The organism is Niallia nealsonii, from assembly GCF_002835805.1.
Taxonomy (GTDB): domain Bacteria; phylum Bacillota; class Bacilli; order Bacillales; family Cytobacillaceae; genus Niallia; species Niallia nealsonii.
The window spans coordinates 33278-54753 of record NZ_PISE01000025.1; the positions used below are offsets into that span (position 1 = coordinate 33278).

Genomic DNA, 21476 nt, shown 5'->3' on the forward strand with positions numbered 1-21476 from the left:
CCAAAATCCCCCATATAATTTAATGAAAGACATATAAAGGGGAGGTAGTATAATGGTAAGGCTTAATACTTTATACCATCATAAAAGTAAAGGTTGGCAATCGAAACAAATCATTTATCAAATTCCTCCATCTATCGGCGAAACGGTCAAAATAGATAAGGTTCATTATAAAGTCATCAATATTATTCATTATGCAGAAGATGGAACATTAGAAATAGTCGCACAGGCAGAGTGATTTATAGGAGAAAAGGAATGCATTCTCTATTTGCATTCCTTTTTTCTATATCCTATTCTGCCAGCCCTTCGTGAATGGTTTCTAAATTCCATTTCACCATTTTTAAGTAACTATCTCCTTCTGATCCTGGCTTTCCAACAGAATCGGTGAATACTTTTCCTTTTATTTTAACACCTGAATCATTTGAAACCATTTCCATGCTTCGTGGATCTACACTTGATTCCACAAATAGCGCAGGTACATGGCCTTCTCTAATAATATCAACAATTCGTTTTACTTGGGCGCTTGTTCCTTGGCTTTCTGTATTGATTTCCCAAATATATTCTCCTTTTAAGCCATATGCTTCTGCAAAGTATTTAAAAGCTCCTTCACTTGTTACCAACACCCGGCGTTTTTCTGGAATATCGGCAAATTTTGCTTTTGCTTCTTCATGCAATTCACGTAAACTGCTAATATATTTATCTGCATTTTCCTCATATGCCTCTGTATTTTTTGGATCTTTTTTAATTAATGCATCCCTTACATTTTCTGCATATTTAATGCCATTGTTTAAATCCAGCCATGCATGAGGATCTTGTTCTGTTTCTTTTCCTTTAGATGTTAAATATTTCGGTTCTACGCCTTTACTGATGCGAAAAACTTCTTCATCTTCTTTATCTTTTTTCCCTGCTGTCTCTAACATCTTATTAAACCAGCCATTTGCTGTCTCTAAGTTTAGTCCATTGTAAAAAATCATATCTGCATCCGTACTTGCACGAATATCAGCAGGTAGTGGATCGTATTCATGAGGATCTTTACCGACTGGAACAATCGAATGAACCGTTACATGCTCACCTCCCACATTTTCGATGATGTCAGCAAGAATTGAATAGGTCGCAACAATTTTCACCTTTCCATCTGATTCCTTTTTCTTTTCTGTTTGGCTGCAGCCAACAAATACAAACAAGCAAACTAACAGAATAAATCCTGTGTATAACCATTTTCTCATAAAAAATCCCCCCCTTTATGTTAACGTGATAAAGCACGTTGTTTATGTGCTCGCAATTTATTCCACAAAACTCCTTGTTTTGGCGAAAAAATAAAGGCAAGGAGAAAAAATATCGTAGAAACTACCACAATTGTCGCACCAGATGCCAAGTTATAAATATAGCTGTAGTAAAGGCCAATAATAGAAGACAAAGTACCGAAGATTACAGCAAGGCCGATCATAACGGACAAGCGATTTGTTAATAAATATGCCGTAGATGCCGGCGTAATTAACATGGCAACAACTAAAACGATTCCTACGGTCTGCAAGGAAGCAACCGTCACTAAGGTTAATAATGTCATAATCAAATAATGAATTACTCTATTTGGCAGTCCATAAGCTTGTGACATTGTAGGATCAAAGGAACTTACTAATAATTCTTTAAAAAAGGCAAATACAATAATTAAGATAAACACGCCGATAAAAAATGTAATCCACATATCCGACGATCGGACTGCAAGCACATTGCCAAATAAAATATGATAGAGATCACTGGAACTTTTCACCATCGTTATTAAGATAATTCCTAGTGCAAAAAACGTACTAAACATAATGCCGATTGCTGCATCATTTTTTATTCTGCTGTTTTGACTAACATAACCAATGCCAAGTGCTGCTATAAGTCCACTAATTACTGCTCCAAAAAAGAAATTAAGACCAAAAATATAAGAAATGGCGACACCTGGCAATACAGCATGACTAATTGCATCTCCCATTAAAGACATGCCCCTTAAAATAATAAAGCTTCCAATTACCCCGCAAATAATTCCAACCATTACTGAAGTGACCAATGCTTTTTGCAAAAATGCATAATCCATTACCGCCTGAATAAATTCCATCATGTATCTTCCTTTCTACACTTGTTCTGCATTAACAGACTGCTGAAATGTTTCTTCTTGCAAAAAAGACTGAAATTGAAATTCTGCTTCATATGCCTGCATAATATGCTCCCGCTTAAACACTTCACAAACAGGACCTGCTTTAATAATCGTTTTATTTAATAAAACAAGATCATCAAAATACTTCTCCACTTTACTTAAGTCATGGTGAACAACAACAACTGTGTTGCCTTCACCTTTCAATTCTTTGAGTATTCTGACAATTACTTCTTCACTGGCCATATCAATTCCAACAAAAGGTTCATCTAAAAGATACAGTTGTGGTTTTTGAGCAAGCGCTCTTGCCATAAATACACGCTGCTGCTGTCCACCCGACAATTCACCAATTTGCCTTTTGGCATAAGCCTCCATTCCTACCCTTTTTAAACATTCATAAGCCCATGCTTTTTCTTTTTTTCCAGGTCTGTGAAAGAGTCCTAATAAAGGATACGTACCTAATAGCACCGTATCAATGACTGTTATTGGAAATGTCCAGTCAATATTGCTGCGCTGTGGCACATAGGCAATTCTTTTTTTATTTTTTTTGACTGGTTCCTGGAATATTTCCACTTCTCCCTTATCTTTTGGCGTTAACTCTAGCAATGCTTTCATAAATGTAGATTTCCCTGCTCCATTTGGACCAACAATCCCAATTAATCTGCCGCTTTCCAGCTCCACACTTAAGTCGAATAAAGCAGGATTGCCCTTATAAGAAACCGCTAAATCTTTCACCCTTATAATTTCCATTTCCATCCCTCTTTCATTGAGACAAGTTTATTTACCCACACTAATTATTTTTCCCTAATGCAACTTTTATGGTGATTGTAGCACATCTATTTTTAGATGTACAGAATTATTTACTTATTTTTTCGCAACTAGCCTGTTTTTTTAATAAGATCTGATCAACTTCACAGATGCTACATAATACTTCAAATTATTCTCTTATCGCCAATAAGTTTCCAAAAAAATAATATCAATTTATTTAAACGACAAAAATGCCCATTTGAAAAAATCAAATGGACATTTTTTTATTTTATCATCTATGTCAGAAAAAGTGTTCTTCCTATTTCTTATTCTCCTTTTCCCAACGGCTAACCTCTTCTTTGACGATTGGTGCTACTTCTTTTCCTAGTAATTCGATCGCTTTCATTACATCAGCATGAGGCATCGTGCCAACTGGGACATGGAGCATAAAACGAGTAATGCCGACGTTTTTGCGGAGATAAATGATTTTTTCTGCGACTGTCTGAACGTCTCCTACATATAATGCTCCTTCTAATGTGCAGGCATTATCAAAGGTGTCCCGAGTATATGGTCCCCATCCTCGTTCTTTTCCAAGTTGGTTCATGACCTGCTGTGTTGGCCGGAAAAACTTATCTTTTGCCTCGTGTGTTGTCTCTGCCACAAATCCATGGGAATGGGAAGCTACTGGCAATTCATCTGGATTATGACCTGCATGTTTAGCAGCTTTTTTATAAAGTTCCACAAGAGGAGCAAATTGTCTAGGGCTGCCACCAATAATGGCTAAAACAAGGGGCAAACCTAATAAGCCTGCACGAACCACTGATTCAGAGTTGCCGCCGCTGCCAATCCATACTGGCAATGGATCTTGTACAGGTCGAGGGTATACCCCTCGATTATTAATAGCTGGACGATGCTCTCCTTTCCATGTTACTTTTTCTGATTCTCGTATTTTTAATAAAAGTTCCAACTTCTCTTCAAATAACTGATCATAATCCGCTAATTCATATCCAAATAAAGGAAATGACTCAATAAAGGATCCTCTTCCAGCCATAATTTCTGCCCGGCCATTTGAAATGCCGTCAAGTGTTGCAAAGTCTTGAAATACTCGAACTGGATCTGCTGATGACAGCACCGTAACAGCACTTGTCAATCGAATTCGTTTTGTTTGTGATGCTGCTGCTGCTAAAACCAAACTTGAAGAGGATGCAGCAAAATCTTCCCTGTGATGCTCGCCGACACCAAAAATATCTAATCCCACTTGATCTGCGAGAATGATTTCTTCCACTACTTGCCGAAGTCGCTCTGCGTGACTAATTACTTCCCCCGTGTCCACATCTGGTGTTGTTTCTACAAATGTACTTATCCCTATTTCCATAAAAAATCCTCCTGCTTGTTTGTTGGCCCTATGTATTTTTTATTCTATGAACCGCTTCAAAACTCTTCTATATTCCTTATGCCAATTTTCCCATCTTTCCATCGAAAAATCTAGTTTTTGTCCTTTTAATAAAGCCTCAAATAACTCCAAACATTCATGCCAGCCTGCTAGATCTTTTGCTGCATGGTCATTTAACTCCTCTATGTATTCTTTTAATTGAAAGAAACACCCGCCTTCCTCTGCAGCAAGTTCAAAACGAACCGAACCTTCTCCCCATTCAAATTGCAGCAAAAAAAGTGGGTCATACTCCATAATTTTCATATCAATAGATTCATTTGTCCCGTCATTCATAAAAAATTTAATTCTACCATTTTTTCTTAACTCTTCCACTTGAAGATTGGACATCCAGTTTTTCAAATGGTCATTTTCTGTCAATATTGCCCACACTTCTTCGATAGAATAATGGTAATACCGATTGTAAATTGCTCTATATTTTTCCCCATTTTTTCCTATAACCGCAAGCATCCTATCATCCTTTCTATTAAACCATATAGATTTTGCATAAAACTGATTTCCTCTATTACTTTCATTATAAGATGGAGAAAATAGAATTCCTAATCTTATTGTTTGAAAATAGAAAACTAAAAAAAGCGCATCGAAAGAAATGATGCACTTTTTCTACATTCCGCTATTTTTGATAATAATCTGCAATCAGCTGATCCATTACCCAATTTGTTCTTGCAGCAGTTTTTCCAGTACTAGAACTAACTTTTTTCCCTATTAATTCATCCACGATTTCTTGAATTAAATATTTTTGAATATGGCGAGGATTTTCTATTGTCCATTGTTCCTTTCCTTTTGCTGTTACTAGCGTGATAGAACTATCGCCAAAGGTTGAAAAGGTTAGCTTTCCTTCGCTGCCAACGATTTCATTTTTATCAATATGGTCAAAAGCAGAAAAACACCATGTTCCTGTTCCATGTATACCTGATTCAAATAAGTACGTACCTGTAACGATATCTTCTGCGTGATATGCATCATTTTGATTAGATGCAAGCCCTTTAACTTCTTTAATGGGACCAAGCAAATAATCAAGAATATCCAGTGTATGGCTTGCAAGGTCGAGAAACAATCCTCCCCCAGCTATTTCTGGATTGACACGCCAAGGCTGTTCTTTAGGAGTTTGCCCTTCGTTGTTTGCTGGCTGAAAATGTGTTGTCTGAACAAAACGAAGTTCACCCAGTACACCGCTTTCTATTATTTCCTTAATCTTTCGAAAGCGTGGCAATGCACGGCGATAATAGGCCACAAATAAAGGAATATCTCCTTGTTCGCAAATCTCTATCATCTCCAAACACTCTTTTGCCGTGCGTGCCATCGGCTTTTCTACATATACAGGCTTTCCTGCTTTTGCTGCTTTTATCGTATATTCATTATGTACATTAGGCGGTGTCGCGATATAAATGGCATTAACCTCTGGATCATTAATTAATGCATCCGCATTGTCATACCATTTTTTCACTTTATGGCGCATTGCATAGTCTTTCGCAAGCTCCCCATTTCTTCTCATAACCGCTGCAATCTGTGAATTTTCTGCTTGCTGCAAGGCTGGTCCGCTTTTTACTTCTGTCACATCTCCACAGCCAATAATTCCCCACCGCACTTCTTTTAAGTATGATTTCATTTTCTTCACCTCCTTTTATATTATTCGGCGTTACATATAGAAACCCCCTTCAAGGCATGTAAAAAGAACGATTCAAAGATATTATCCTCAAATCGTTCTTTTAAAAAGGCAAATATTATTTATACTGTATATCATCTCTTAAAGAAGCAACTTTTGTTAATGCAGTATCAATATCCGCTTCTTCCACCCCAAAATGTGCTAAAGCATCATGAAGATGTGTCGCAATTGCATTAAAGTGGGCTGGCTGAATATTCATTCCTTCATGCGCTTTTGCCATTGACTTTCCTGTGTACTGTTTGGGGCCACCTAATGCAAAACTAATAAATTTCGTTTGATGGCCAATTTGTTTTTTCACATCTGTATTTTTGAAAAAATGGCTAACCGTATCATCTTTCAATACCAACTCATGGTAAAAATACTCCACCACTTTTTCAATAGCTTGTTCTCCGCCAACTTTTTCATAAAGGGTTTGTTCCATCATGCAACTCTCCTATTTTATTATTCTTCTCCTTATCTTTTGCTCTTTTTTGTTTTTATATTCTATAAGCAATAGATTTTTTCTTATTGTACTAAATTACGTTCAATAGAGCGATTGTTTTTTAAATTTCTTTTTTATTTCCAAGAAGTTTTCTATTACTTCGTTATTTTTTGCCATTTTCAATGGAAAGGTTTATAAATCTCCTGCAGGTGTATATATAGAGTAATCCATTGATTATGAGTTTGCTAACTTAAAGGAGGAATATATAATGAGTGTTTTGCAAAGAATTTCATTAGTGCTTGTTATTATAGGAGCGGTAAACTGGGGGCTAATTGGTTTTTTCCAATTTGATCTTGTTGCTGCCATCTTTGGTGGTCAAGATGCTGCATTATCCAGAATTATTTATGGTTTAGTCGGTATTGCCGGTCTTTTAAATCTATCCTTATTATTTACATCTAAATCAGCAACTGCCACAAGAACTAGCGCAAGAACCAATCATTAATTCATGGAGAGCTGGAACTAACCAGCTCTTTTTTTGTGCATTCTTCTAAATTGTATTTTTTGTCGGAAAATATAATTTGAACTATTTAGATATCTAAAAGTTTTATATATTGATATAAAAACAAGTTCTTTCTAAAAACTATTGGAGTAATTTTGTGCGTAAAAACAGTCTTTTTTTGTATATCTATTGGATTTATTTAAGCAACTGACAAAAGAAATGCAGTCTTCACCTAAAAAACTAACACTATAGGAAAAATCGCAAAAGTTCCAGTGACTACATCATACTAAAAAAAGGACCTAATAATGATTTGCTCTATGCCAATCCTAGATCCTATGATAAAACAACTTGTAGTCAACTACTTCCATACGGGGATATTAATTTTCATAAAAGCGCAAAAAGGAAACAGTTCTTACTGCTAAAGATAAAGCAGGAAATATCAGCAGCAAAGCAACAAAAACAGTAGTGAAACCCTAAAACCTATTATTTTTTCAACCAAAAGAGCCCCCATCACAAAATGGAGGCTCTTTTACTAAACACCCTATTTCAAACCCTTAGATAAGACGAGTTGAAACAACGCCTTCGATTTGAGCAATTTTTTCATATAAAGCTGGTAAAATATCGCCAGTTACTTCATTGTCAATATCAATCATAGTATAAGCGTATTCTCCTCTGCTTCTGTTTACCATATCAGCAATATTTAGGCCTAAGCTAGAGATTGATAATGTCATTTGTCCTACCATATTAGGGACATTTTTATGGAATGCAGCAACACGTTGTTTTCCTGCATATGGAAGATAAACCCCTGGGAAGTTAACAGAGTTTTTAATATTTCCAGTTTCTAAGAAATCCTTCACTTGACGCGCAGCCATAATAGCACAGTTTTCTTCAGACTCAGCTGTAGATGCACCAAGATGTGGAACAGGAATCGTATTTTTCATTTTTAATACTGCTTCATTTGGGAAATCCGTAATATATCTGCCTACTTTTCCGTTTTCAAGCGCTTGTTCCATATCTGTTTCGTTTACAAGTTCACCGCGAGAGAAATTAAGAATTTGAACACCTTGTTTCATAATGCTGAATGTGCCTTGGTTAAACATTCCTCTTGTATCATTTGTTAAAGGAACATGCACCGTAATATAATCAGCACTTGCAAATAGTTCTTCAATCGTCATAGCACGCTGTACGTTTCTAGATAAATTCCATGCTGTATCAACAGAGATGAATGGATCAAAACCAATTACGTCCATATCTAAGTCTAGTGCATTGTTTGCTACAAGTGCTCCAATTGCACCTAAACCAATAACTCCCAATGTTTTTCCTTTAATCTCATTGCCGACAAATTGTTTTTTTCCAGCTTCAACTAGTTTAGGAATTTGATCGCCTTCATTTACAAGTGTTTTTGTCCAAGCCACTCCATCAAAAAGATTACGAGATGAAGCCATTAAACATGTTAATACCATTTCTTTTACCGCATTTGCATTTGCTCCAGGCGTATTAAAAACAACAATTCCTTGTTCTGTGCATTTTTCAACAGGGATATTATTAACACCTGCACCAGCGCGGGCAATTGCTTTTAAATCATCGCCAAGTGGAGTTTGATGCATGTTAAAGCTGCGAACAACAATAGCATCTGGATTGTCGCTGTCATTATCAATAACATAGTTCTCTTTATTGAATACCTTCAAACCATTTTCTGCAATGTTATTTAACGTTTTAATTGTTTTCATTTTATTTAATATGCTTGTGCTCATGTTTTATTTCTCCTCTTTATTAAAATTAATTAAAATTAATTAAATTTCACTAGCTTAATTAGCATCTTATCTATAACACTTGCTTTTTTTAAATTTTCTAAATATAAAGAATTAAATAGCCTTCAAATCTCCCCTCCTATTAAACAGAAAGAGGCAAGGGAGATTCCCTTACCTCTGCCCAGGCGAACGGCTACGACGCTGTATGCTCCCTCACGGTTCTCCGTGCTTCGCCAGTTACATACAGCCTTTTGAATGACTTCATGTTATCAAATTTTTCTGCATTCTTCAACCACTATTTTTTGACTTTAATGTGAAAGTTCTTTTTGCAAAGGTTTTTATCCTAGATTTATTTCCTTAAAGAAACTTTTTTTCCTACTTAATAATTGTATAGTTAAAGGAAAAAAGGTTGCTGTAGACCCACCTAAACTCATCCTGCTATGATGGACAAAGAGGATTTAAGACGGAGGAAAAAATATGGAACAAAAAAAATACAATGATTTGAAATTGGGTGAAAGAGGAGCCATTATCAGCATCATTGCCTACATATGTTTATCTGTTTTAAAATATTTAATTGGTCTAACAACACATTCAGAGGCGCTAAAAGCGGATGGATTAAATAACGCTACAGATATTGTTGCATCACTTGCGGTCTTGATTGGTTTAAAAATATCACAAAAACCTGCAGATGCAGATCATCGTTATGGCCATTGGAAATCAGAAACAGTCGCATCTATGATTGCTTCTTTTATTATGATGGCAGTCGGCCTTCAAGTGTTATATGGAGCAATAATTTCTGTATGGGAAGGAAAATCTGAATCTCCCGATGCTCTCGCTGCCGCAGTTGGCTTATTTTGTGCCGTCGTTATGTATGTTGTCTATCGCTACAATAAAAAATTGGCCACAAAAATTAATAGCCAATCTGTTATGGCTGCCGCAAAAGACAATCTCTCCGACGCTTGGGTTGGTATTGGCACAGCGATTGGCATTATTGGATCGCAATTTCAACTTCCTTGGCTCGATCCGCTGGCCGCAGCAATTGTTGGCTTCCTTATTTGCAGAACCGCTTGGGAAATCTTCCGTGACGCTTCTCATTATTTAACAGATGGTTTTGATGAGGGCTTAATAAAAGAATACAAAGCAACTATTCTAAATACATTTGGAGTAAAAGGAGTAAAAGATATTCGAGCAAGAAACTATGGCAGCAACACCGTTGTAGATATTGTTATCCTTGTTAATTCCACTCTAGAGTTGCGCGATGCCCATGATATTTCCACAAAAGTAGAAGACATTTTAATAGAAAAACATAATGTGTATGAAGTCCATGTACATGTAGAGCCTAATTAGCAGCAAACAGCGCAGCTTTTTAATCTAGATAAAAAAACGGATAAGCGCTAAATCTACTTATCCGTTTTTGACAGATTACTCTCCTTCTTTCCCAACTGGCTTTCCTGCTTCAAGCCGTACTTTGCTTCCAACTAGAAAGAAACTTTGTATAAATAATAAAATGCCTGTAAATATAAGGAGCCATTCTATTTTGATAATACCGGCAATCGGAATACCATTTTCCCTACTGTTGCATATTTCTCCCCTAACATTTTGCCACTATACAAGTATTTCTCTTCCATTTCCTGTTCCCCTCTATGCCGCTTCTCTGAAAAAACGATTGTTTTTGCCTTTCCATAAAAGTGTTAGGATATCTATTAATCCATGATATAATCTTAATTATCTTTGCTTTTAAGGAGAATTATTTATGATTTACACAAGTGGAATTGTCGATTTTTATTATCGAACAACCAAATCGCCTACATATAAACAATATATCACGAATAAAATTAATAAAATCAAAAATCCTTATGGAGATAAATTTAAAGTTCTTGCTATTTCCGAACCTTTTGAAAAAAATAATCAAATATATGTAAGGATTTCCTGCTCCTTTCAAATATATATGCAAGAAAGCTATTATCGTAAAAGTTTGGAAGATTATGTTGGCCAAGTATTTCCTACATTAAAAGAAAGACTTTCATCAGACGTCATTTCTACAAAAGTGCATAATCTTGCAAAAGCGCATGATATAAAAGAAAAAAAAAGAAAAAAGCATGTCTAAACTATTTTTCACCCTACCATCTATTACTGCAAAGGAGAATAGCAATTGTTTTCATCCTATCTTTCATTCGTTTTACTTATCCTGTTCTTTTTTCTCCTTTATTTTCTTTTTAAAAAATTAGCAAAATCAATCGCTCTTTCCACCCTTTTACTCCTTAGCCTACTCATTATGGCTATTGCTCTAATTTACCGCCATTACTTTTCTTAAAAAGGGAGAGGATACTATAAAAAAACGCTCATATGATCAGATAGAATGGAGCTTAGAAGTGATACTTCTTTTCGGTTGTTTTTTAAGTTATTGAATTAATAAGCAAAAGGAAAAATGTTTATCTGCAAATTTTCTAGCAGTTGCTCCCTTGCAAACCTCATTTCCTCTCCACCCTTTTTTATTTTCTAAACTTTTATAAAATTTCTTCTATCACTCCAGAAAAAAGATGATATACTACTTAATATTATGTTGTAAAAGGATGGATAAAAATGATCAGAGACATGCAAGAAAAAGATCTGCCAGAAGTATTGGAAATTTATAATGATGCGATTATCCATACGACTGCAGTCTACAGTTATACTCCTCAAACACTCAAAGATAGACAACTTTGGTATAAACAAAAACTAGAGGATGGTTATCCTGTACTTGTTTTTGAAGAAAATAATATCGTGATGGGCTTTGCCACATATGGCCAATTTCGTCCTTGGCCTGGTTTTAAATATACAATTGAACATTCTGTTTATGTACATAAGGAGTTTCGAAAAAAAGGAATTGGCACAAAATTATTAAAAGCATTAATTGCCGTTGCCGAATCACAAAAGTATGCAACCCTTATAGCTGGCATTGATGCAAACAATGAAAAAAGCATTTTAGCTCATACAAAATTAGGATTCTATCATGCAGGAACAATTAAACGAGCAGGCTATAAATTTGAAAAATGGTTAGACCTCAGCTTTTATCAATTAGATTTACAAGGCCCTGATCATCCTACTGAAAATTAAACAAGCTGCTTTTCATAAGACAATTCGTCCTATGAAAAGCAGCTTGTTTTTATAATTAATCTCTCTTTATTTCATTAATTATAAAGATTATCACACGAGAAACAGAAAAAATACTAAAATCACCTAAATAATCTACATCTTGTATTTTTCGATGCGTAAAATTAAATAGCGATAGGTTAAATTAGCCAAGTTCTGTTTTTTTGCATTACTGGTTCATTTTAATCCATGCTAATAAATGGAGGTGAAAAAAATGCAAAACAGAAATCCCGTTGAGTTTACTGGCAAAGTGCTTGATCAGCGAAATGATTTAACAACACCAGCAGAAGATAGTACTTCATTTCCACAAAAACCGAAGCATATACCAATTTCCTCATCCCCCAAAAAAAAGTAAATATGCAGTCTTAATAAGGTATCTTTTTTATAGGAAGATGAGTTTCGCGTATGCTCCCATCATTAATACAGCCAATAAGCAAATAAGAACCGTTTAAAATGTTCTCATTTGCTTATTGGCTACTATCTTCTAACAGGTTAAATAGTTTTTCTATCACTAGACGCTTTCCTTAATTAGCTGACTAGCTTTACAAGCATATGCGCCAATTTATGTTGCTCCTCTTTATTGCCTGCTTTCCAAAGTTCTTGCAGCAATTTTTCTTCACGATTTTGCGGCTCCTCTTTATTTGCAAGATAATCGCCGATCTTTTGCGCTGCTTTTGCTAACTGTTCTTCATCAAGACCAAGTTTTTCTGCTTTCGCTACTTTATCTGCCAAAAAACTTTTGAATTCTGTAAAATTTTCCAAAATGGCTTCTTTTTCTTTGCTATCCATCTGATCCAGCTTATTATCTACTTTGCTTGCAATATTTTTTTCCATCTTGTGTTCCTCCTTTATTTGATAATCTATTGTAGCTATTCCCGAATACTTAAAGGCGAAACTCAAAGGATATATTTACCAAAATAGAAACTGATCTATTCTGCCTCTTCAAAGTACAATGGATAATGAAGTTCACATCTGTCATTAAATTTCGCTCCGCAATTCAAACAAGCATTCATGTTTTTATATGCTTCAATAGTATGTTCCATTTTGCATACACCGCATAAAATCGCTTTTTCATTAAATTGCTGCTTCGGCCACCTTTCGATTGGATGATTGGCTTCTTCTTCATGACATTTATAACAAGGATAATAATGATTGCAGCAAAAAAATTTAATCGCAATAACATCCACCTCTCCATGATAATGAATGCACCTTGTTTCCTTATCCACTGGAAAACCAAATATTTTTTTCATCTCTTCTTTTCTCTCCCTACTATTCCATTCCATAATCTCTATCTTAATTCAATACAACATATTAAGTATAATGTAGGATAGATTTTTAGTGATTAGGAAATAGTAAAAAAAAAACATGGAGGCTAATTTATTATGAATGAGAATCAAATACCTATTACATCCTCAGAATTAGCTAATTTATGGATGGCTTATCAAGAAAAAACAATGATTATAAGAATATTGACTCATTTTATTGAACATGCTGCCGGAGAAGAAAAAGAATTTTTACTATCACACTTTCAGCAATCAGAAAAACATGTAGCTAAAATAGTAAATATTTTACAGAGTGAAGGTGCTGCTACTCCTCTCGGCTTTACAGAACAAGATGTGCATAAAGGTTCCCCAAAATTATTTGATTTTTATTATGATATGATTTATTTGCATATGATGACAAAACTAGAAAGCAGCTTATATGCACTCTTCGCTAGCATGTCCTATCGAAAAGACATTGATGATTTATTTATGGCTTTTACGGCACATTCACAAGCTATGAACAATACTACAACACAATTTCTTCTGCAAAAGGGCATTTTAGCAAGACCGCCTTTTGTTACCATGCCAAAAGAAGTAAGCTTTGTAAAAGACAAACAATACATGAATGGGTTTCATTTGTTCAGTGACACAAGATCCTTAAATACCGTTGAAGTTTCCCTTATTCATCATACAATTGAGACAAATCTCGTCGGAATGCAGCTGATGATTGGATTTGCACAGACTGCATCGACACAGGAAGTAAAGGAATATTTAGTAAAAGGAATGAACTTATCAAAAAAAATAGAAATTAATTTAGGAGAATTCCTTCGACAAAGCTATATTGAACCACCGGCAACACATGCAGGAAAAACGACAACATCCAAAACTCCGCCATTTTCTGAAAAATTAATGCTTTATAATACAAGTTTATTAACATCCTTTGGGCTTGGAAGCAACGCCTTAGGTGGAGCATTCAGTCTTCGAAATGATCTGCCAGCCAAAATGACGCTTTTGGCAAACGACATATATTCTTTCGCTAGAAAAGGTGGGGAAATTTTAATTAAAAACGGCTGGATGGAAGAGCCGCCACAAATCGAAGATCGAAAAAAGCTTACTAAATAATCATATCTTTAAATAAGTTTTGTGACGGTTCTTATTCTAACTAAAATCGGCAGATGGGAATGGAAGAGCCTATCCCAAAAAGTCCTTTTCAACTTTTTTGATTTTCTAACTAGCTGATCAGCTAGTTTTTTTGCTATTGGCAGGCTTAATTGACTCCGTTTTCAGTTATGCACTATAGTTAAATGGAACATTCATTACATAGAGGGGGAACTTAGAATGAAGTATCTATAGGCATTTCCGTGCAAATTCTTTTGTCTGTTATTGTGCCGATTATTTTACTTGTTATTTTCCAGAGAAAAAATGGCTTTCATGGAAATCTTTTAGGATGGGTGTATTGATTTTTTTCGTCTCTTCACAAGTATTAGAAAAAATTCTCCATATTGCTGTCCTTGCCCCAACAGGAACACAGTTAAAATGGAGTGCAAATCCTTATTTATTTGCATTATACGGTGGTTTAGCCGCTGGCATTTTTGAAGAAATAGGACGTTTTTTTGCTTTTAAACTCTTATTAAAAAAGAATCATCAATACAGAGATGGTCTTTCATATGGTTTAGGGCATGATGGAATAGAAGCTATTTTAATTAGGGGAGTATCTGCTCTAAGTTCTATTATTTTGTATAGCATGGTCCAATCAGGGGCTTTAAGCAACGTAGGTGGATCACAAATTCCCAAAGAACAACTTGCTGCCATCCAAACGCAATTTGCTGATGCGCATTTTTGCATTATCCTTACATATCGCATTATCCTTAGCTGTTCTTTACGGCGTTAAACAAAATCAATTTAAATACATTTTATATGCAATTATTTTTCATGCAATAGTAAATTTCTTGCCTGCATTATATCAAGCAGGCGTAATAGAAAATTTCTTATTGATTGAATTATTGCTTCTTATTGTAGCTATCTTCTGCATCTACTTTATCGTAAAAATAAAAAATAAATTTACAGATACAATCAAATAATCCATTTTTCACTTTTCATTATTATAATAAAACAACAGGCTCATTCGATTCGGTCATTAAACAGACGAATCGAATGAGCCCATTCATTAATTTAATTTATAATTATATTTTTTATTAACTTTTTCGGCAATTGTTTCAAGAAAATGATCAACTGTCATATTTTCCACTCTTTTTGTATACCAATCCAATCTAGCCCCTTTATTTTCACCACGAAATTCAAACAATAATGGAATAAATTTTTTGCGAGTTGGAGTATAATCAAAGTGAATAAACAAGTGATTTCCCTTGGAGCATTCAAGCAATACTTTATAATGAGGTTTATCATTTACCGCATCTGGTTCAAACTTCACTTTTTTTATTTTCGCTAACATATGGCATTCTCCTTTATTAAAACAGATTAACTAACACAAATCGTTATTTCCCATATTTCTAGTACAGCCTCGAAAAAAAAGTTATGCTCAACCAGAATATTTTCTCCTAACCTCCAATCTATCAATTATACCACAATATAATCTAAATACAAAAACAAAAAAACTTTATTTTTTCGTTTTTAAATTTTCATTTATTTCTCATTAAATTTTCATTTATTTTTAATGAAATGATTTCACAAAACAAACATTTTATATTACTATTCTAAGAGGATGTTTTTTCTCCCTATACTATTATTTATTTTAATATGCTGTTTAACAATCAGTCTGCTAAGGATCCTTACTGTGCAAATAAGCGAGCTAAATCAATCATTTCAAGGAGTGTGTTGCATGGAAAATTGGATCACAAATACAATGGAGGAATTTGGGTATTTCGGCATTTTTTTGCTTATTACATTAGAAAATATCTTTCCTCCTATTCCATCAGAAGTTATTTTAACATTTGGTGGCTTTATGACTACAACAACAAGTCTTTCTATAGCTGGCGTAGTAGCCGTTTCAACTCTTGGTTCTGTTGCTGGAGCAATTACTCTTTATTGGATCGGGTCCTTTCTTGATATGAATCGAATGGAAAAAATAATTAATAAATATGGCCATATCGTTCGCTTAACAAAGGAAGATTTGCATAAAGCAAATGGCTGGTTTACTAAATATGGAAATTGGACTGTCTTTTTTTGCCGTTTTATCCCCCTTATTAGAAGTTTAATTTCCTTGCCTGCCGGAATGGCTCGCATGAATTTCGGCATCTTTTTGCTTCTTACTACAATTGGAACGCTTATCTGGAATTTTATTTTAATTAAAATTGGCGCAATGGTAGGAGGATCTTGGGAAAATATCGTTCATTATATGAATGTTTATTCTAACATTATCTACTTTTTAATTGCGTTTGCAGGAATAGCTGCTATCGTTTGGTTCATTCGCAAACGAGTTACAAAGCAGAATTAATAGAAAAGGAGCTATCCTATAGGTCAAATTTTTGACTATAGGATGCTCCTTTTCTGCTTTAAAATACTAATATAAAAAATATACCATCGTTTTTACCGATTCCCCTATTTGCTAGATATGGATAAAAAAGCTAATTCTGCCCTTTTTCCTTGCAGCAGCTTTATTTAAACCAGCCCTTCTCCTTAAATCTTGAAATCGCTTCGATACGGTTTTTCACTTCTAATTTATCTAAAATCATGCTGATATAATTTCGCACCGTTCCAGTTTTGATGGAAAGCTCATCTGCTATTTCTTTTGTATTTTTGCCATCTGCAACTAAGCTAAGCACTTCTTTTTCCCGCTCTGTCAGAGGATTTTCTTCTTTGTACATATCATCGATTAATTCAGGGGCATAGATTCGGTTTCCCGTCATTACACTGCGAATGCTTGAAGCAAGCTCTTCACTGGGACTATCTTTCAACAAATAACCGCTCACCCCTGCTTTTAAAGCCCGCTCGAAATAGCCGGATCTCGCAAAAGTGGTTAAAATAATGACTTTACAGCTTTGCTCTTTCAATTCTTCTGCTGCCTCTAATCCTGTTTTGCCTGGCATCTCAATATCCATTATGCAAATATCCGGCCTTAGTTTTTTCACTAATTCAATAGCTTCCATTCCATTATTTGCTTTGCCGACCACCGTCATATCATCCTCTAAATCAAGCAATGAACCTAATGCACCTAAAAGCATACGCTGATCCTCTGCAATCACAATCTTTATCATATACTCCCCTCCTTTTCTACTTGTTTTACGTCTTTTGGTACTTTTATCGTTAAAATGGTTCCTTGATCTGAGTGTACATGTAAACTTCCATTTACAAATTCCAATCGCTCCCGCATACCGACTAATCCATGACCTTTGGCAAAGTCTTTTTCTGTCACAATCGATTCTCCATTATCCTGAATAATTAATTGCACTTCTGTTGCGTATTCATCGATTTTAACTCTGCAAACAGTCGCATTACTATGTTTAACGATATTCGTAACCCCTTCTTTTAAGCACATGCTTAAAATATTTTCTGCAATTGGAGAAAGATTGGATAAAATAAACTCTTTATTGTATATAAATTGAATGTTTGCTGCTTGAAAAATTTGTTCCACGCGGACTATTTCTTCTGTTAATTTAATGCCTCTCATAGAAGACACCATTACTCTTACTTCATTTAAAGCGGTTCTTGCCGTTTGCTGAACATCTTTTAACTCTGATTTTGCTTTTTCAGGATCTTTATAAATTAATTTTTTCGCTAAATCCGCTTTTAAGCCGATGAGAGAAAGTTTCTGTCCGAGCGTATCATGAAGATCCCTGGCAATTCGCTGCCTTTCTTCTAATTTTCCTAGTTCAGAGATGCGTTTGTTTGCATCTTCTAGCTTTTCTTCTAATTGGTCTGTTTTTTTGCGATTATAGATCGATAACGGCAAAAGAATAGTCCCTAGCCAAATGATTAGCACGAAGGGAAGCTGCTTAAGCAATAGTTCATCTTGCAAAATGAATTTTATATTGATAGCAAGAGAAGTCAGCACTAAATGTACAATATATAAAATAATAAATGGCAGCTGCTTTTTAATATTTCCAATCAGATAGGATAAAAAAAAAGCAAAATATACATAACTATAAAAATAAGTGGCCGTAATAGACATCGAAATCAGTAAGGACGTCCATATATAAATCGGCCATCCTTTTGTTTTATATGCAATGCTATAAAGCAAAAAAAAGAATACCGTCAAAAATATGCCGATCACTACATCCGTGGTTGTAGATGCATGAAAAATAAAATAAAATGGCAAAATCGTTAGTACTGTCCAAATATAAAAAGAGATTCCTGTATTATTTTGCAAAATTTTCCGTTTTTTTATCATAACTACCCCTTTATTTGCAAACATCTGTATCAAATGTTTACTGATAAGCCCGTAGTGCTTGTTATCTTAACATAAAATAAGCAGCTACTTTTATATAGCTTATTCCATCATGCGTATGCCTAAATCGGGGCCAACGTAATTTTGGTTATAAGCAATAAAAAGGTAGCTGCTCCTTCAATAAAGACATGTATATACTTAAACTTCTGTTTTAGAAGCCTTTAATCGTCGGATGGCTGCAGAATTTTTCAATTCATGAAAAGCAATATACTGTTTACTCTCTTCATCCCATAATCGAAACTTTAATGATTTTAAACTTGTAGCTAATGTGATTGTTGGTACATTTTGCAGTGGAGTCGTTTGGTTATGCACTTCTTCTAGCATATAATTTGGAACTCTTGGGCTTAAATGATGCACATGGTGATAGCCAATATTGCCTGTTAGCCATTGCATCCATTTTGGGAGTTTGTAGAAAGAACTTCCTTCAACAGCAGCCTTTACATAATCCCAATGCTTATCTTCTTCAAAATACGTATCCTCAAATGTATGCTGGACATAAAACAGCCAAACTCCCATGCTGCCTGAAAGAAGAAAAATTGGAAGCTGCACCAATAAAAAGGACGTCCATCCCAGTACAGATCCAAGTAAAAAGACAACTGCAATAAGAGAAATGTTGGCTAAATACGTATTTAGCCTTTCCTGAATTCGAGCATTTTTTCGGTTAAAACGATTCATAATCAGAAATTCGTAAATAGGTCCTAATCCAAACATAACAACTGGATTACGGTATAAACGATATTTTATTTTCGTAAAAAAAGATGCTTCCATGTATTCATTTACCGTCATCATCCATAAATCTCCTGTTCCCCGCTTATCTAAATTGCCGCTCGTTGCGTGGTGAACAGAATGACTATGCTGCCATTTACTGTATGGAAATAATGTAAGGACGCCGGTAATTGTTCCAAGTATTTTATTTGCTCTGCGATTCTTAAAAAAAGAAAAATGGCAGCAGTCATGAAAAATAATGAAAATCCTTACCAAAAACCCTGCAGCAGGAATGGCAAACAACAATGTCAGTAAATAAGAAATCGTTAAACTTTGATATGCTAACACCCATAGCAGAAAAAATGGCAGCATTGTATTAATCAATTGCCATATACTGTTTTTCGTTGTGGCTTTTTCAAAAGGCGAAACCGCTTTACGCAATTGTTTTAAATTTTGGATATCCATGTCTTTTATCCCCTTTTTTTATCAATACGATAAGTATACAGAAAAGGGATAAACTTATGAAGACATACATGTCATATACACAACATGACAAATGTCATAATCGACTTAATTTATTTTCCAGTGGCGCTACTTTCGTTATCAAAAAATGCCGTTAGCTATGCTTTCGCTACATACACTGCTAACGCTTTTTGCACCTCATAAATATTTTTGTCTTTTTTAAATTGTTTGGAAATCGTTGGCTGCATGGCGCTAGATATCCAAATTTTCAATTCCGCATCTAAATCGAAATGGCCTGCTGTTTCCACACTAAAACGAGAAATACTTTTATATGGAATCGATTGATATTCGACCTTTTTTCCTGTTAAACCTTGCTTATCTACTAAGATCAAACGTAAATCAGTAAACACGATTAAATCTCTTACTAATTTATAGGCTAGCTCTACAAGCTCTTGTTCTCCCACGATCATTTCTAGTTCTTTTTCTATTTCTTTTGCATCCACTACACTGGCATTGCCCATTAATCCGTCAAAAAACCCCAATAAAATCCCATCCTTTATAGTTATCTTTTACTGCAATAGTAACTTATCCATACTAAATTTTCCATTATTTTATAAAACTCCATGTATTTTTTCCTTTATTCTACTTATCCTATAAAGTGAAACTTCAATCAGGCTTTTACTTAGCAAGTTTCTGCCCACCTAGATTTCTCGTTTTCTCTTATCATCCCTTAGGTGAGAGGCAAAAGCCCGTTAGATAGTGATTAAAAAACAAGATAAGGAGAATAAAATGCGTTCCATTCCATCCATGTTTATATGCAGTATTATATTCGCTTTTCTATTTTGTCTTCTGCCAAACCACTATACAAGTGCAGCGCCAATAAACAGTGCAGCAGTGACAGCAAAAAAGTACCAACATAATTCACATCTCATCTATCCTTATGTTTCTGGTTTAACAAACAAAACAGCAGAGAAAAAAATAAATGCTGTCTTAACGAAACATATAAAAAAATCAGCAGCAAATTATGAAGCATTGATGCAAGAAATGAAAAATATGCAGAATAAAACTATTTGCAAAGATTCTCCTTCTGCTTGCATCTATGAATATACAACAAATTATGAGGTCAAATACAATAAACATAATAAGCTAAGCCTCCTGCTGTATGATTATCAATTTACAGGAGGAGCTCATGGAAGCACAACGGTCACAAGCTATAACTTCAACTTAAAGACGGGTCAGAGGTATACACTTGATAACTTATTCCCTACAAAAAAGGTTTATAAAAAAGTGACAGCATATGCCAAAAACTATATGTTGAAAAAACCAGATATTTTTTATCCAGATTCAAAAGAATTTTCATCTTTTCAAATAACCAATCAAACACAATTTTATTTTGCAGATGGAGGCATCTACTTGATTTTTCAGCAATATGAAGTAGGTCCATATGTTTCCGGCCATCCAACCATTTTTATTCCAACTTCTCTTTATAAAGAATAGTTGAGAGAAAACAAAAAGAGGAGAATGTTTTATCATTCTCCTCTCAGACTGTTGAAAAAAGCTCCTTAAAAAGGAAGTTTGTCTACGGTTTTTTGTTTACTTTTCTTTTAAATCGGGATGTTGATTTCCACTATAAGAGTTCGCTTTCCACGGGGCGAGCGCCGAGCGGCTTCGTCTAGCAGGATCTCGGACTGTCTCGCTAATCCTGTAGGAGTCTCTCCTATCCGCTCCAATCAACTTCCTTTCAATCCAGCCTAGAATTCGAAACTTCCATTCTTTAAATAAAGATAGATAAATAGACAGAGGTGACACATGCTTTCCAAACATTCTTCTATCCCAAGAG

The 21476-nt window shown here is 34.8% G+C and carries 25 protein-coding genes, 1 pseudogene and 1 riboswitch; of the genes and pseudogenes, 10 read left to right on the forward strand and 16 right to left on the reverse strand.

Annotated elements, in window-relative coordinates; all coding sequences use genetic code 11:
* The first annotated feature begins 52 nt into the window (after positions 1–52).
* The gene (locus CWS01_RS12140; RefSeq protein ID WP_101177465.1) at positions 53–235 is read left to right on the forward strand and encodes a hypothetical protein; all 183 of its coding nucleotides are present in this window, start codon (positions 53–55) and stop codon (positions 233–235) included.
* Positions 236–287: 52 nt separating this feature from the next.
* Here the strand turns inward: CWS01_RS12140 and CWS01_RS12145 are convergent, their stop codons facing one another.
* The 7 genes from CWS01_RS12145 to CWS01_RS12175 form a co-directional block, all read right to left on the reverse strand.
* Positions 288–1223, reverse strand: coding sequence for a metal ABC transporter substrate-binding protein (locus CWS01_RS12145; protein ID WP_101177466.1), 936 nt, complete (start codon positions 1221–1223; stop codon positions 288–290).
* A 20-nt stretch (positions 1224–1243) separates the two neighbouring features.
* The gene (locus tag CWS01_RS12150; RefSeq protein WP_101177467.1) at positions 1244–2101 is read right to left on the reverse strand and encodes a metal ABC transporter permease; all 858 of its coding nucleotides are present in this window, start codon (positions 2099–2101) and stop codon (positions 1244–1246) included.
* Positions 2102–2116: 15 nt separating this feature from the next.
* On the reverse strand, positions 2117–2887 hold the full coding sequence (locus CWS01_RS12155) for a metal ABC transporter ATP-binding protein (protein WP_407938565.1): 771 nt from the start codon (positions 2885–2887) through the stop codon (positions 2117–2119).
* Positions 2888–3203: 316 nt separating this feature from the next.
* Positions 3204–4259, reverse strand: coding sequence for an LLM class flavin-dependent oxidoreductase (locus CWS01_RS12160; RefSeq protein ID WP_101177469.1), 1056 nt, complete (start codon positions 4257–4259; stop codon positions 3204–3206).
* Positions 4260–4298: 39 nt separating this feature from the next.
* On the reverse strand, positions 4299–4784 hold the full coding sequence (locus tag CWS01_RS12165; RefSeq protein ID WP_101177470.1) for an SRPBCC family protein: 486 nt from the start codon (positions 4782–4784) through the stop codon (positions 4299–4301).
* Between the two features lie 163 nt (positions 4785–4947).
* Complete coding sequence (locus CWS01_RS12170) at positions 4948–5943, reverse strand: Gfo/Idh/MocA family protein (protein WP_101177471.1); 996 nt, start codon at positions 5941–5943, stop codon at positions 4948–4950.
* Between the two features lie 115 nt (positions 5944–6058).
* The gene (locus CWS01_RS12175; protein WP_193603777.1) at positions 6059–6421 is read right to left on the reverse strand and encodes a group I truncated hemoglobin; all 363 of its coding nucleotides are present in this window, start codon (positions 6419–6421) and stop codon (positions 6059–6061) included.
* A 268-nt stretch (positions 6422–6689) separates the two neighbouring features.
* On the opposite strand from CWS01_RS12175, the gene CWS01_RS12180 reads away from it, so the two are divergent.
* Complete coding sequence (locus CWS01_RS12180) at positions 6690–6923, forward strand: DUF378 domain-containing protein (RefSeq protein ID WP_101177473.1); 234 nt, start codon at positions 6690–6692, stop codon at positions 6921–6923.
* 551 nt (positions 6924–7474) lie between these two features.
* Here CWS01_RS12180 and CWS01_RS12185 read toward each other — a convergent pair.
* Positions 7475–8674, reverse strand: a complete 1200-nt coding sequence (locus tag CWS01_RS12185) for a phosphoglycerate dehydrogenase (RefSeq protein WP_101177474.1) — start codon at positions 8672–8674, stop codon at positions 7475–7477.
* Between the two features lie 169 nt (positions 8675–8843).
* A riboswitch (ZMP/ZTP riboswitch) is annotated at positions 8844–8922 on the reverse strand.
* 226 nt (positions 8923–9148) lie between these two features.
* Between CWS01_RS12185 and CWS01_RS12190 the strand changes: the two genes are divergently transcribed.
* From CWS01_RS12190 to CWS01_RS22395, 4 genes are all read left to right on the forward strand, one after another.
* Positions 9149–10018, forward strand: coding sequence for a cation diffusion facilitator family transporter (locus CWS01_RS12190; protein ID WP_101177475.1), 870 nt, complete (start codon positions 9149–9151; stop codon positions 10016–10018).
* A gap of 406 nt (positions 10019–10424) precedes the next feature.
* Positions 10425–10778, forward strand: coding sequence for a hypothetical protein (locus CWS01_RS12195; RefSeq protein ID WP_101177476.1), 354 nt, complete (start codon positions 10425–10427; stop codon positions 10776–10778).
* A 476-nt stretch (positions 10779–11254) separates the two neighbouring features.
* A complete protein-coding gene (locus CWS01_RS12200) occupies positions 11255–11767 on the forward strand; it encodes a GNAT family N-acetyltransferase (protein WP_101177477.1) in 513 nt (170 codons plus the stop codon).
* Positions 11768–12017: 250 nt separating this feature from the next.
* Entirely contained in the window at positions 12018–12158 is a 141-nt protein-coding gene (locus tag CWS01_RS22395) for a hypothetical protein (protein WP_157827640.1), read from the forward strand.
* Between the two features lie 173 nt (positions 12159–12331).
* Here the strand turns inward: CWS01_RS22395 and CWS01_RS12205 are convergent, their stop codons facing one another.
* On the reverse strand, positions 12332–12637 hold the full coding sequence (locus CWS01_RS12205) for a DUF3243 domain-containing protein (protein ID WP_101177478.1): 306 nt from the start codon (positions 12635–12637) through the stop codon (positions 12332–12334).
* A 95-nt stretch (positions 12638–12732) separates the two neighbouring features.
* On the reverse strand, positions 12733–13053 hold the full coding sequence (locus CWS01_RS12210) for a CHY zinc finger protein (protein ID WP_101177479.1): 321 nt from the start codon (positions 13051–13053) through the stop codon (positions 12733–12735).
* 132 nt (positions 13054–13185) lie between these two features.
* On the opposite strand from CWS01_RS12210, the gene CWS01_RS12215 reads away from it, so the two are divergent.
* Positions 13186–14187 (forward strand): DUF3231 family protein, encoded by a 1002-nt coding sequence (locus tag CWS01_RS12215; protein ID WP_101177480.1) that lies wholly within the window; start codon positions 13186–13188, stop codon positions 14185–14187.
* A gap of 325 nt (positions 14188–14512) precedes the next feature.
* Positions 14513–15146 (forward strand): annotated as a pseudogene (locus CWS01_RS12220) (YhfC family intramembrane metalloprotease).
* An 86-nt stretch (positions 15147–15232) separates the two neighbouring features.
* Here CWS01_RS12220 and CWS01_RS12230 read toward each other — a convergent pair.
* Entirely contained in the window at positions 15233–15517 is a 285-nt protein-coding gene (locus CWS01_RS12230; RefSeq protein ID WP_101177483.1) for a hypothetical protein, read from the reverse strand.
* 387 nt (positions 15518–15904) lie between these two features.
* On the opposite strand from CWS01_RS12230, the gene CWS01_RS12235 reads away from it, so the two are divergent.
* The gene (locus CWS01_RS12235) at positions 15905–16519 is read left to right on the forward strand and encodes a DedA family protein (protein ID WP_101177484.1); all 615 of its coding nucleotides are present in this window, start codon (positions 15905–15907) and stop codon (positions 16517–16519) included.
* 160 nt (positions 16520–16679) lie between these two features.
* Here CWS01_RS12235 and CWS01_RS12240 read toward each other — a convergent pair whose 3' ends face one another.
* The 4 genes from CWS01_RS12240 to CWS01_RS12255 all read right to left on the reverse strand — a co-directional run bounded on the left by CWS01_RS12240 (position 16680) and on the right by CWS01_RS12255 (position 20178).
* Positions 16680–17279 (reverse strand): response regulator transcription factor, encoded by a 600-nt coding sequence (locus CWS01_RS12240; protein ID WP_101177485.1) that lies wholly within the window; start codon positions 17277–17279, stop codon positions 16680–16682.
* A complete protein-coding gene (locus tag CWS01_RS12245) occupies positions 17276–18412 on the reverse strand; it encodes a sensor histidine kinase (RefSeq protein ID WP_101177486.1) in 1137 nt (378 codons plus the stop codon). The genes CWS01_RS12240 and CWS01_RS12245 overlap by 4 nt, the downstream gene beginning before the upstream one ends.
* 195 nt (positions 18413–18607) lie before the next feature.
* Entirely contained in the window at positions 18608–19639 is a 1032-nt protein-coding gene (locus CWS01_RS12250) for a fatty acid desaturase (RefSeq protein WP_101177487.1), read from the reverse strand.
* 155 nt (positions 19640–19794) lie between these two features.
* Positions 19795–20178, reverse strand: a complete 384-nt coding sequence (locus CWS01_RS12255) for a PH domain-containing protein (RefSeq protein WP_101177488.1) — start codon at positions 20176–20178, stop codon at positions 19795–19797.
* Positions 20179–20425: 247 nt separating this feature from the next.
* Between CWS01_RS12255 and CWS01_RS12260 the strand changes: the two genes are divergently transcribed.
* Entirely contained in the window at positions 20426–21133 is a 708-nt protein-coding gene (locus CWS01_RS12260) for a DUF3298 and DUF4163 domain-containing protein (RefSeq protein WP_101177489.1), read from the forward strand.
* A gap of 96 nt (positions 21134–21229) precedes the next feature.
* Here CWS01_RS12260 and CWS01_RS12265 read toward each other — a convergent pair whose 3' ends face one another.
* Entirely contained in the window at positions 21230–21460 is a 231-nt protein-coding gene (locus CWS01_RS12265; protein ID WP_101177490.1) for a hypothetical protein, read from the reverse strand.
* Positions 21461–21476 lie beyond the last annotated feature (16 nt).